Origin of the sequence: Nostoc sp. (assembly GCF_036917575.1) — a bacterium.
In the GTDB taxonomy this organism is placed as follows: Bacteria; Cyanobacteriota; Cyanobacteriia; order Cyanobacteriales; family Nostocaceae; genus Nostoc.
In genome coordinates this window covers 174,264-187,372 of the sequence record NZ_JBALDC010000070.1, presented here as the reverse complement: position 1 = coordinate 187,372, position 13,109 = coordinate 174,264, and the positions used below count along the sequence as shown (strand labels likewise).

The window sequence follows — 13,109 nt, the reverse complement described above, 5'->3', positions numbered from 1 at the left end:
GGTAATCTACAATGAAGCTGATTTTACCGCTCGATCTCATTGCTGACATTGAGCCTCATCTACCACCTGATACAGAAGTTGTCACGGTAGATGTTGAAGGAAATTTAGACGGCGATGCTAGCGATGCTGAAGTTTATTTCAGTTGGTTTTTATCCAGAAGTCCGACGCTGCATAAAGTACTAGAAGCAGCACCTGCACTACGTTGGCATCATGCACCAAATGCAGGGGTGAATCACATCCTGACACCAACTTATTTAAAAAGAGATATTATCCTCACAAATGGGGCAGGAGTGCATGGGATTCCGATCGCAGAATTTGTTATTACTTACATACTAGCTCATGCCAAACATCTTCCAGAATTATATGCTTTACAAGCAGAACATCACTGGAAAAGAGGCTTTGCCGTCCAAGAGTTGACAGATGCGACCTTGCTAATTATTGGCGCTGGTGGTATTGGTCAAGAAATTGCCGCCCGTGCTAAACCCTTCGGCTTAAGAATTATTGGCAGTCGCCGTCATCCCCAAGAGTTACCAAATTTTGATAAAGTAGTGGGTGCTGATGAATGGCGATCGCTCCTGCCAGGAGTTGATTATGTAGTTATTGCAACACCCCTAACTTCAGAAACCAAAGAATTTATTGATGAATCCGTATTGCGATCGCTCCCAAAACATGCCTATCTAATTAATATTGCTCGCGGTGGCGTAGTCGATGAATCGGCATTAATAAAAGCGCTTACAGAAGGTTGGATTGCAGGTGCAGCATTAGACACAGTTAACTCAGAACCGTTACCACCAGAAAGTCCTTTGTGGTCACTTCCTAATATCTTTATCACACCTCATACTTCCGCCCATTCACCCAAAAGTAAACAGCGTTCAATAGCTCTATTTATCGACAATCTAAAGCGTTACCAAGCTGGTCAGCCGTTACGAAATGTAGTAGATAAAAAAGCAGGATACTAAACGATTAAAAATGAAGAGGTGCTGCCAATTGGGTTGCACAATCCAAAATGAAATTAGGGAGTAGCAAATTGTGAAATTAATTTTACCCGATCATCTCATTGCAGATATAGAGCCACATCTACCATCTAATATAGATGTCGTGGAGGTGGATAGTGAAGGTAATCTTGATGCTGATGCCAGTGATGCAGAGATTTATGTCAATGGATTTTATCTGAAAACCTCTACTCTTGACAAAGTACTGACAGCAGCACCCGCACTGCGTTGGCAACAGTCACCAAGTGCTGGCGTGAATCACATCCTCACGCCAACTTTTTTGCAAAAGGACATTATCCTCACCAATGGCGCAGGGGTTCATGCAATTCCAATTTCGGAATTTGTACTGGCATTTATGCTCTATCACGCCAAGAATCTGCGGAAATTGCAAACTTTACAGAATGAACACACTTGGGTAAGAGGAGTGTTTCTTGAAGAGTTGGCAGATGCGACTTTATTAATTCTCGGCACAGGAAATATCGGTCAAGCGATTGCATCTCGTGCTAAAGCCTTTGGAGTAACAGTTTGGGGTAGTCGCCGCCATCCCGAACCCCTACCGAATTTTGACAAAGTTGTGGGTGCTGATGAGTGGCGATCGCTTCTCCCAGCAGCAGACTATGTAGTTATTGCTACACCGTTAACTCCAGAAACTAAAGGCTCGATTGATAAAGCCGCGTTGCGCTCTATGCGTCAGTCTGCTTACCTAATTAATATTGCTCGTGGTGCAATAGTAGATGAAGCCGCATTGCTAACCGCGCTACGTGAGGGATGGATTGCGGGTGCTGGATTAGATACGGTTGCAACCGAACCTCTGCCGCCGGAAAGCCCTTTGTGGTCGTTGCCTAACGCCTTTATCACACCCCATTGTTCAGCTTTGTCGCCACGCCTGAAAGAGCGTATAACACAACTGTTTATCGACAATCTCAAACGCTATCAAACCGGTCAGCCCTTGCGGAATGTCGTAGATAAGCAAGCAGGATACTGAGCAATTCAAAATTCCCAAAAATTAATTATTGCTCCTATAACGATGCGATCGCACGTAATATTGAAGCAGTACGATGTATGCGCAGGGATTTAGGCAATCTCATAACCCAAAAATCAACAAGCTAGTTTTAAAGGGAGTGAACTATTGCAGCAACGTAGTCTAGAAGTTTCAATTAAAAGCATTTGCTTCGTCATGTCGCTTGAATAAAAATAAATGATAGAGTATATAGCGATCGCTATGCGAAAAATGTAAATAAGATATGGCTGACCAAAAAGATAAAGCTCAAGAAAAAAACCGCCTTGAACAGCTTCAAGAAGAACAAGGCAACACAGATTCTAAACACTCAGGGGGTGCTGGCGCTTCTGGCGGCAACTCAGGTGCAGGCAAATCTGGTACATCAAAAATTTCTGCCACTGGTACACCTGAGGATATCGAAAAAATTGATCAGGAGTAAAGCTGACTTTGACAACGAGTCAAGGTTTAACTACCTTAATTAGTAACTCAACTCAACAAAGTCTTGATTGTTTTAAGGAAACTCAGCATTGAGTATGGAGAAGATTCCTTTCTCCTGCTCACTGCTCTTTGTCCCTAATCCCTAGTATTTATAGCCGTAGTCATATAGGTTAGGACATAATGACAAGCGCGAATGTCAGGAAGAGTAATGTTTTTACCCCCTGCCTCCAGCAAGAACTGCCTCCTGCTATGATCACTTGACTTTCAGTACAGACTTACCTAATGACTGGCAAATAACATCATTCTGTGGTGTATGTATACGGCTACACAGAACGTCACGGTAGTGACGCTCTAAAGGATTCCTTTTTAATAAACCAGGATTACCAGTTAGTTCTAAGGCAATCTCCACAGCCCGAATCGAGTTGGTTGTAGTGAGGTATTTAACAGCCTGTGCCTGTAATCCAACTTTAGGCTCATATTCGCCCTTATCAATATCTTCAGCCAAACTATAAATCAATCTATTATTAGCAAATAGCAGTGCTTCTATCTCACCCACGGCAGTTTGGAAGCGTGGCAGAGTTGCTAGTGGCTCTTGGAGATTAGAAGGCGATCGCTCCCAAAGATATTTAGCAAGCCAGTCTCGCGCACTAGTAGCAACACCGAGATATAAAGCACTTACTGTCAAACTGCCCCAAGTGGAAATTAGCGGATCAAAAGATGGTGCAGCAGATATAGGGTTGATACTTAGAGCATACTCCAAAGGAATTAATACATTCTCTAAAATGAGATCGTGGCTACCTGTAGCTCTCATTCCCAGATGATCCCAGGTTTCGACAATTCGCAAACCTGGCAGATCGCGCGGAACTAGAAAATTCCCAACTTGTGGTTCATCTTCGGTTGTCCGTGCCCAAACAACAAAATAGCTCAGGATGGGGCTGCCTGTAGTGTATTGCTTATGTCCTGTTAAACGCCAGCCCTCTGCTGTTCGTTCGGCAATTGTTGCAGGCAATCCGCCTCTAGCTGGCGTTCCTAACTCTGGTTCAACACGGGCGGCATTCAGCAGAGCAATGCCTTCAATTGATTCACGACACAGCCGCTTATAGACTTCTGGATGCCACCGACGGCTATGGGCTGCATGAGCATGTTGAAGATAGTGCATTGTCAGTACTAAGGCGGTCGAAGCATCGCCACGTGCGATTCCTTCAATTACTCGGCAGATAGCTTCCAACCCCAAATCCTGACCACCAAATTCACGTGGAATGGTGAGGTTGAGTAATCCTGCCTGATGCAAAGCTGTAAAATTCTCGAAGGGAAAGGAAGCATCTTTATCGTGTGCCCCTGCACGGGTGGCAAAATCTTTGGCCAGAGCCTCAACTCGGTCGAAAATATTGGGGAGAGTTTCTAAGCCTTTGGCTACAAAGGTTTCTGGTACTGCTTGCTTTAACTGTGACATAAATACTCCTTCACAATTCACTGTACTACTAAACCAGAGATATTTTTCAATATGCAAGCATCTTTGGTTTACAAGAACATCAATTTTTTGCACGCCGTCAGTCTTCCCTCAATCTCCAATCCTCATTGCCCTAACTATATGACTTCTAGCGCTCATGAAAATACTACTTAAAATCGACCGATATTTAGTAATTTCTGTAAGTATGACACAAACTACTTTCATAAAGCAAGCCAAGCAGAGAATTCAGCGATCGCCCTACAACTTATATCATGTCTGATTAAAGACTTATCGTTAAGATCACTTCAGGTGCACAAGGGAGGGGTTTTTGAGCTTTATGCATGGAGAAAAGGAATTATAACGTGCGATTCGTTGAGCGGTGAATCATAGTGCTCAGTCCGTAAATAGCCTGTCTAACTCACAAAAGTTGAACTCTCAGATAAATGTAGGTTTGAGTCTTTTTCAAACCTCTGCTCGAGCGGCAAAGCTAAAAATCTTTGTTTTGAACCAAGCACGGAGAAACAAGCCTTTAAATATTCTGTACTGAGAGAAATATAATTCTCCCTGCATAACAGAGGGATAATTTTCTCATCAAGTAGATTTTCCAATGGATAAATATGCAGCAACAGCATTGCCTGATCGCAACCAAGGTGATATTTGTTGCTTTGATAGCAGTTTCTCTACTACTGAGGTACAACTAGACTTGATATATAAATTTTTTAACTTTGAGGATATACCTCATCTGATTGAGAACTGCTATAGATGATTTCCTATATTTTACCAAATCTAAAGTGTCACACTTTCGTTAGGGCACTGGTTCTATAACCACCATTTTTATCTATTTATTACTTTAGTCGATCACATCGTAATCTTCGCTTTTAAAAGACGAATTTGGGAATTATTGTCATTTTTTGAACTATAGGCACATTTAAACATGATGGTTATTTCTCAACTTATATCAAGCTATAATATGTATTATTGCTATGCCCTTGATGGATAAAAAAATGCTAAGATTACCGTAGTTAACTAGTGTGTGTGCTCGATCACAACATTAATGTGTTTTACCTCACAGCTAATTTAAACAACTTAAATATTACCTTTAAGCAAACAATAGTCGCCGTTAAGACTACCACCATGTTATGCCGCCTAGCTATTTAAAGATTTCATGTATAAATGGTTATAAAATATATTTTTTTTGTTAAAAATCATCTATTAAGTGACTTCTCAGAGAATTTACATTAAGAAACTTCTAAAATATCTAAATTTAATATCTAAGGAGTGTAAAATAATTATGTAAATATGATGTTTGTATGTAAGTATGATGATGTTCGCAAGTCTCTTTTAGTCACTTGCATTTATTACACTATAGGAGGTATAATACAAACGTTAAATAGCTTGTTAGATGTTCCCTTAAAGATACTAAGTAGTGCTGGAAAAAGATTCATCTTGGAATCTCCAAGCAAACTTAATCAATATTTGTTTAAATGGAGTTTTGCTGAATAGGGAAATACTACATTAAACAAAACTTGCGATGTGCTTTTATAGCTTTATAGTTTTCTGTTTCTTGTAGCCTACTCAAAACCCTCTTTTGAGCGAGGTTGCACGATAAGTATGAGGCTATCCCGGAGACTATCCCCCAGCCTTGCAAAGCACTAAATGAACATGCTGGGAGCTAATTGCACATTGCGTAAATTTCTGATTAACACTACAAGGCTAGTCAGATTTGTAGTTGTGGTTTTTTTGCTGTCAGGCTTTGCTCACACAACTGCAATAAATTACGTTTTCACATAATTTATGACTCAATGCATCTAACTACAATTATGTCACACCATTTAAGTCAAGACAAGGCTGTTAACAAGTTAGGAATGTCTGAAAACATTCTTTTAAAAATTCTTCCAAGTCAGGTTTTGTTCAAGAGCATGAAAGCTAACTTTCAGCCATAATATTGTCCCGAACTAGAAAAAACTTTGAGAGTTTGTGATTGATAAATGAAATACTTTGCATAGCTATTGCTACATTGAGCAAATTACGATCCGCAAATAGTTCCTCTTAATCATCACTTACAACCGTTGTTGATTGCCAAAAAGAGCAATCCATATTTCTCTGGAGTATGTCAACGCAGTTAATTGCTCTTGAAGCTAAATGTAGGTAAACAAAGCTCTAGCTCGATATTTTGGTATTTAAACTAGTTATTGCCACATCAATAATCGGCTGCAACAAGTAGGTTGTCCGCTTAATCAAAATACCTTAAATCTAAAAAGTAGATGCTTTTATCATCCTATTTTTCTCTAACTTTACTTTAGTAAAGCTGAGAGTTTCCTCAGTGAACATACGGGATTAAATAATATTTTTAATGAATTTTTGAATTGAATTCCGACTGATAACTAAATTTTTTTGTGGAGACTAGAAAATGCCACCAGTGCTTTCTGAGCAACATCTGGGTGAAAGACTTTTGTACACTTTGGATACAAAACTTTCAGAAAAAGAATTAGAGAATTTTTTGGCAGAAATGGAAATTGTGGAGCCACCATCAGCAAAGCAATTCTGGCAATCTGCACAGACGAATCCGGGTATATACATTATTCTTACAGGTAAAGTCAGACTGTTAGATAGCTCTGAGAATTTAATTACTACCTTTGGTGCGTGGTCTGTCTTTGGTGAATTGACTTTGTTTCCCGAAGCTAACTTTAGTCCTTATGTAGTTAGAGCTTCGACAAGCTTAAAACTTGGCTATTTCAGGCAAGAAGCATTGCAAAGGTTGATAGACAAGTATCCTAACATTCGCGATCGCCTATTTGCTCGTGCAGAACTTTGGGATTTGTTGTTGTTGTGTCGCCAAATATCACAATTTCCCCGCCATACATCACAAGTTTCAGGAATGCTCAAAGCCTTATCTTTGTTTGAGCGACACCAGTTAGACACTGGCTCTGTAAGTCCGCAAATATCCCAAGATTCACAGTTGTGGCTATTGTACAAAGGTCAACTGCGGCATTCTGAAGGTCATTCTTTGATACCAGGTACAATCTTTGCTCAACCAAAACAAGGAGATTGGCAAACAACCCAACCAACGATTGCTTACATTCTGAAAAACGACCAGATGCAAACAGCACTAGAATATTTCCCAGAGTTGGGGGAGTGGGCTTTTGCCATGAGCGTCAGCGAAACGGAATCGGAGACTGAGGACTCGGGACCGACTACTAGAGAAAAAACTTTCCAATCTCCAAAATCTAAATCTAAAATTATTCCTTTTCCCCAAAGAGAGCAGCCATCACAACCACAGCCAACAAAAAAATCAAGTTTTTACTTTCCCAGTCCGAAAGTACAAATGGGGCATTGGTGGAAACGTATCACCAAAAGCTATCCCTTCTATGCCCAACAAAGTGCAGCTGATTGTGGTTCTGCTTGCTTGGTGATGATTGGTAACTATTGGGGCAAACATTTTAGTATCAATCGCCTACGGGATATGACCAATGTCACTCGCAACGGTGCATCCCTAAAAGCTATGGCAGCAACAGCAGAATACCTGGGTTTTGCCACCCGTCCAGTGAAAGCTACTCTTGATAAATTAGCAGAACAACCTTTACCTGCAATTGCTCACTGGGAAGGTAAACACTTTATTGTTGTCTATGAAATTACTTCTAAGCGGGTGATTGTATGTGACCCGGCTCTTGGTCAACGCAGCCTGACAAAAGCTGAATTTCAAGCAGGTTGGACTGGTTATGCATTGTTACTGCAACCTACAGCTCTCCTAAAAAGTGCTAAGGACGAAAGTAGAAGCTTCTGGAAATTTTTTGAGTTAGTCAAACCTCACTATCGAACACTGGTAGAAATCTTTATAGCTTCGATAGTAATTCAATTATTTGGGTTAGTAACGCCAGTATTTACTCAGTTGTTGCTCGACAGAGTACTTGTGCAACGCAGCGTTCCAACCTTAAACGCCATTGGTTTGGGAATGATTGTTTTTGGATTGTTTGGTGTTGCTGTCAATGGTGTACGGCAATATCTCTTATTTCACACTGCTAACCGCATTAGTATCGCCTTACTCGTAGGCTTCATCAAACATACCTTCCGTTTACCCCTTGCTTATTTCGAGTCGCGTTTCGTTGGAGATATAATCTCGCGGGTCCAAGAAAACCAGAAAATTCAGCACTTTCTTACTGGTCAGACACTCTCCATTGTGTTGGATATGCTGACATTAGTGGTTTATCTGGCTTTGATGTTCTCCTATAGCTGGCGGATGGCATTATTCGTGCTGTGTACTGTACCGCCATTTTTTATCTTGGCGCTAGCCAGCACAAGTATTTTGCGCCGCATCTCCAGAGATATTTTTAATGCAGCTACCAAAGAACAAAGCTATCTCATAGAATCCCTAAGCGGAATTCGTACCGTCCGCTCATTAGCAATTGAACAGACAGTGCGTTGGCGTTGGGAGGAACTGCTGAATGATTTAATCAAAAAAGACTTTAATGCTCAAATAATTGGCAATCGCCTGCAAATTATCAGTGGCGTCATCCAAACCTTTGTAAATACTTCATTGCTGTGGTATGGAGCAACCCAGGTAATTAACAACGAACTAACTATTGGACAACTAGTTGCTTTCAATATGTTGGTGGGTAACGTCTTGAGTCCTTTCCAACGCCTAGCTTTGCTGTGGAATGAATTACAGGAAATCGTGATTTCTACCGAACGGATTAATGATGTGTTGGAGGCAGAACCAGAAGAAGACTTAGCAAATAAACCCCGCAAGTCGTTGGGTAAACTTCGTGGTAATATTTCTTTTCAGAATGTTACCTTTCGTTATCACTCAGAAAGTGACACTAACGTATTAGAAAATCTCAGCTTTGAAATTCGGCCGGAACAGATGGTTGCAGTCGTAGGGCGCAGCGGTTCTGGAAAAACAACTCTCAGTAAATTGATTTTAGGTTTATACCCACCGAAAGATGGCAAAATACTCATTGATGGTAGGGATATCACCAGTGTATCTATGCGATCGCTGCGTTCCCAAATCGGCGTTGTAGACCAAGATACTTTTCTGTTTGGTGGGACTGTTCGCGAAAACATTGCGATCGCTAATCCAAATGCTTCTTTAGAAGAAATTATCCAAGCAGCAAAATATGCCGGAGCCGATGAATTTATTCAAAAATTACCGCTGGGTTACGAATCCGAAATTGGTGAAAGCGGTGGAATGCTCTCTGGTGGACAGCGCCAACGCCTAGCAATTGCTCGTGCTTTGCTCGGAAATCCTCGGTTATTACTGTTTGATGAAGCCACTAGTCACTTAGATTCAGAATCAGAACGAATTATTCAAAACAACCTTAAAACAATTCTTAAAGGACGCACAAGTGTAATTATTGCCCACCGCCTTTCTACAGTCCGCAACGCGGACTTAATCCTGGTTTTGGATCAAGGTATTTTGGTAGAAAGCGGTACCCACGACGAATTAATCGCTAAAAAAGGTCATTATTACTACCTGAATCAACAACAGATGTCTCAAGTTAGTTGATGGACATTGGGTAGTCTTTTTTTTATCGACCAAACTCTGCGCATAATTGCTTCCCTATAAAGGTACAATTTTGAATTGATTTCTCCTGCACTCCCCATCTACTGTTATCGAAAATAAAACCATGCCACATCCCAATAGATCGTCCCCACTTCCCCAAGATGAGCAAGATGAATATCAAGGTTACAAACAGCAAGAGGAATCGGTATTTGACGAGCAGACAGAGGCAGAAAATGAAAGTCAAGATTTGTACTATGGTACAGAAAAACTACTCGATGCCTTACCTCGAATTTGGACTCGTGGTTTGTTGTATGTGTTAATTGGCTTTGCTGGTCTGTTCTTACCTTGGGCAATTCTTTCAAAAGTAGATGAAACTGGTAGCGCCAGAGGGCGTATAGAACCTAAAGGCGCAACTCAAAAATTAGACGCTCAAGCTAGTGGGAGTGTCAAAGCAGTTACAGTCAAAGAAGGAGATAGAGTTAGAGCCGGCCAGGTTTTACTGGAACTGGATGCTAATTTAATACAAACGGAACTGCAACAAGTCCAGAGCAAGTTGCAAGGGCTACAAAATCAGCAATCCCAACTGGAAATGCTGAAAAATCAACTCTTAATGTCAACGAGTCTTTTAGAACAACAAAATAAATCCCAAGAATTAGAAAAATTGGCTCAAGTTAACCAGGTGCAGCAAAACCTGGATGCCAAACTGAGTAGCTATAACCTCCAAAAGTTAGAAAAACAATCATTAGTTAAACAAGCAGAGGAGCAAATTTCCACCAGTCAAGACGATCGAGAATCGGCTCAAAAACTTTTGGGTATAGATTCTAAGCAAGTTGAAACTTATACAGGACTTGTTCAAAAGGGTGCAGTGGCTACAGCCCAAGTTGATCAACTCAAAAAACAAGAGGAAGAAAGCAAACGACTTTATAAAAAGTCTCTATCAGATATTAAACAATCTCAATTGCGTTTAGCCCAAGAGGTAAATAATTATCAAGTAACGATCAAAACGTTGGAGTCTGATATTAAACAAGCAAAACTCCGACTGCAAGAAGAACAAAGCAGTTATAAAAGTGCCACACAAGCCGGAGAACTAGCTGTCATGAAAAATCAGGAGCAGCTAAAAAATATACAGGCACAAATAACAGCAGCGCAATCAGAAATCGCTCAGACTAAAAGCCAGCTTCTATCTACAAAACTACAAATTCAGCAGCGCGTGGTGCGATCGCCAATTAATGGGGTAATTTTTGAATTACCCACCACTAAGCCAGGAGCGGTGGTACAAGTCGGTCAAAGGATTGCCCAAATTGCACCCACAAAAACAGACTTCGTACTCAGAGCAAATATGCCAAATCAGGATAGTGGTTTCTTGAAGGTCGGAATGCCAGTAAAAGTTAAGTTTGATGCCTATCCCTTCCAAGAGTATGGCATTGTACCAGGGAAAGTTACTTGGATCTCTCCTGACTCGAAAGTTAGCCAAACACCCCAAGGCAACATCGAAACCTATGAATTAGAAATCACCTTAGACCAGCAGTATGTCCAAAATGGCAACAAACGTATTCCATTAGGTGCCGGTCAGACAGCAAATGCTGAAGTGATCATTCGTCAACGGCGAGTAATTGACTTTGTTTTAGATCCGTTCAAGAAACTGAAAAAGGGCGGTTTAGAGATGTAGTTAAAGGTATCGCACTGGAATCAGGAAATAGGACAAGTCAGGCTGGAGGAATAATCAATGCTCGTGCCCCATGCCCAATTCCCAATCCACTTAATTATCGGAGATATCGTGTTATGCCCCACAATCTGAACATTTCCACTTCAGATATCATTCACAGTTTGAAACTCTCCTGTCAGATACCTGCTGTTGTGGAGGCGATCGCATCGCAAAGTATTATTGCCGAAGCAGCTCAAGCGGCAGGAATTACAGTTACCCCAGAAGAACTACAGCAAGAAGGAGACAACTTAAGGTTCGCCAAAAAGCTTGTCAAAGCTAAAGACACTTGGTCATGGCTAGAAAAACACCACCTCTCTGTGGATCAGTTTGAAGAATTAGCTTACAACAACATCCTTTGGCGGAAGCTAGCGAATCATCTGTTTTCCAATCAACTGGAAAAGCATTTTTACGAACATCAGCTAGATTATATCGCCGCCGTTACCTACGAAGTTGTCTTCGAGGATCGAGACTTGGCTTTAGAGCTTTTTTATGCCCTAGAAGAAGGCGAAATCAATTTTCCAGATATTGCTCGTCTATATATCTCAGAACCAGAAGCCCGTCGTGCTTATGGATACAAAGGAATCAGATACCGCAAAGATTTTCGTCCAGAGATTGCAGCCGCTGTCTTTGCTACTGCACCACCAGAAGCTCTAAAACCGATAACGACTCCCAAAGGAGTGTATTTAATTTGGGTAGAGGAAATCATTCAACCTCAATTAGATGAACAGTTACGCCAAAAAATCATTACAGAATCCTTTTCTGATTGGTTAAAGCAACAAATCACCACGATGAAAATAGTTACTCAAATAGACTTGGACGGTTCACAAGAGGAATTAATAGATATGTTATTCACCAAAAATAAATAGTTTAGGAGATTTCAAATGTTTTTGTGGCTAAATATCTCCTTTAATGGGTAAAGTTTTTGAGTATTCAAAAATGTTGCAGATATAAGTTTGATTTACTTCAAAACTTAATATGTTTTCTTTTTTAGGATTTTGTGAAAATATCTACAAAGTGCTGTTAATGCGTTATTTAAAAATTAAACTAAATAGCTATAACTCTTGCTATGCAGAAATAGTTAGAGTTTTTGATTAAACTTTTTATGCAATATTTCTGAATAAAAATAAAACTACATAGTAATGATTTTTAAACATAAATACATTAGTTTTTTTTATCATAAATTTTTAAAAAAAGCATTGACTTTTTTGAGAATTAAAGTATATTAGATGTATAGCCAAATAAAACAAATTGGTTATACCAAATATTCCCAACAACAGTTACAAAATTTAGGAGAAATCAAATGATCATTTCTGATCTTAACTACTTGGAAATTACCTCGGAAGAAATTATTGGTGGTACAACTAAGGCGCCAAAGCCACCTAAAATCAAATACGCCAACATTGCACAAGCAGATGCAGATGCTAAAGCAAGTGGCGGCGTCAACAACATCGCTATAACCTTTACTAACGCTACCACCACTCCTAATAGTGCTACTGCTTCGTCATCAAGCTATGCTTCTACTTTTTCCAGCTAGTAAGAAGTAGTAATAATTAAATTCTACTTGCAAAAGTTAATACTTTTGTAAGTAGAATTATGCTCAAAAGCTTAGTATATTGATAAATTACCGGAGGCTCTTTAGCTCATTTGAGCCTTCGGCTTTTACCCGAAATACATTATTTAGTCTTAAATAACTGTTTCCGCAATAAAATTTTGTAAATTTAATCTTCAATGCAGTTTGCAGTCTGCATTGTTTGTCCGCCCTGAATTAAAACTCTGGGCTAATAGTCATAAGAGGAATACTTTACCTAGTCTTAAGCTTCTCCTAGACCCTCGAAAGGTAGAGAAGAGTAAAATTCCTGTTAATTAAGTTTAGCAAGTAATCAAGTAGACATAATATCAATCGATATCAGTTATAAGTTTTAAAAGCTTGAGTTACTTGCAGAGATAGGAACAAAAAACATATTAAATAAAATTGATTGTATAAATTATGACTCATAAATAAAAGGATACAAGTTCCTAAGTTT

Annotated in this window: 8 protein-coding genes; 7 read left to right on the top strand and 1 reads right to left on the bottom strand. The window is 39.9% G+C overall.

Annotated features, from left to right (window positions below):
* Positions 1 to 11 precede the first annotated feature (11 nt).
* From V7K79_RS20510 to V7K79_RS20500, 3 genes are all read left to right on the top strand, one after another.
* Positions 12 to 959, top strand: coding sequence for a D-2-hydroxyacid dehydrogenase (locus V7K79_RS20510; RefSeq protein WP_335049855.1), 948 nt, complete (start codon positions 12 to 14; stop codon positions 957 to 959).
* A gap of 70 nt (positions 960 to 1,029) precedes the next feature.
* A complete protein-coding gene (locus V7K79_RS20505) occupies positions 1,030 to 1,977 on the top strand; it encodes a D-2-hydroxyacid dehydrogenase (RefSeq protein ID WP_335049854.1) in 948 nt (315 codons plus the stop codon).
* A 259-nt stretch (positions 1,978 to 2,236) separates the two neighbouring features.
* The gene (locus V7K79_RS20500; protein WP_335049852.1) at positions 2,237 to 2,431 is read left to right on the top strand and encodes a hypothetical protein; all 195 of its coding nucleotides are present in this window, start codon (positions 2,237 to 2,239) and stop codon (positions 2,429 to 2,431) included.
* A 252-nt stretch (positions 2,432 to 2,683) separates the two neighbouring features.
* On the opposite strand, the gene V7K79_RS20495 is transcribed toward V7K79_RS20500, so the two are convergent.
* Entirely contained in the window at positions 2,684 to 3,883 is a 1,200-nt protein-coding gene (locus V7K79_RS20495) for an acyl-CoA dehydrogenase family protein (RefSeq protein ID WP_335049850.1), read from the bottom strand.
* Between the two features lie 2,407 nt (positions 3,884 to 6,290).
* Between V7K79_RS20495 and V7K79_RS20490 the strand changes: the two genes are divergently transcribed.
* The 4 genes from V7K79_RS20490 to V7K79_RS20475 all read left to right on the top strand — a co-directional run bounded on the left by V7K79_RS20490 (position 6,291) and on the right by V7K79_RS20475 (position 12,619).
* Complete coding sequence (locus tag V7K79_RS20490; protein WP_335049848.1) at positions 6,291 to 9,383, top strand: peptidase domain-containing ABC transporter; 3,093 nt, start codon at positions 6,291 to 6,293, stop codon at positions 9,381 to 9,383.
* Positions 9,384 to 9,504: 121 nt separating this feature from the next.
* The gene (locus tag V7K79_RS20485) at positions 9,505 to 11,049 is read left to right on the top strand and encodes an HlyD family efflux transporter periplasmic adaptor subunit (RefSeq protein WP_335049846.1); all 1,545 of its coding nucleotides are present in this window, start codon (positions 9,505 to 9,507) and stop codon (positions 11,047 to 11,049) included.
* A 113-nt stretch (positions 11,050 to 11,162) separates the two neighbouring features.
* The gene (locus V7K79_RS20480; protein WP_335049844.1) at positions 11,163 to 11,951 is read left to right on the top strand and encodes a peptidylprolyl isomerase; all 789 of its coding nucleotides are present in this window, start codon (positions 11,163 to 11,165) and stop codon (positions 11,949 to 11,951) included.
* Between the two features lie 434 nt (positions 11,952 to 12,385).
* Positions 12,386 to 12,619, top strand: coding sequence for a hypothetical protein (locus V7K79_RS20475; RefSeq protein WP_335049842.1), 234 nt, complete (start codon positions 12,386 to 12,388; stop codon positions 12,617 to 12,619).
* The last annotated feature ends 490 nt before the right edge of the window (positions 12,620 to 13,109 follow it).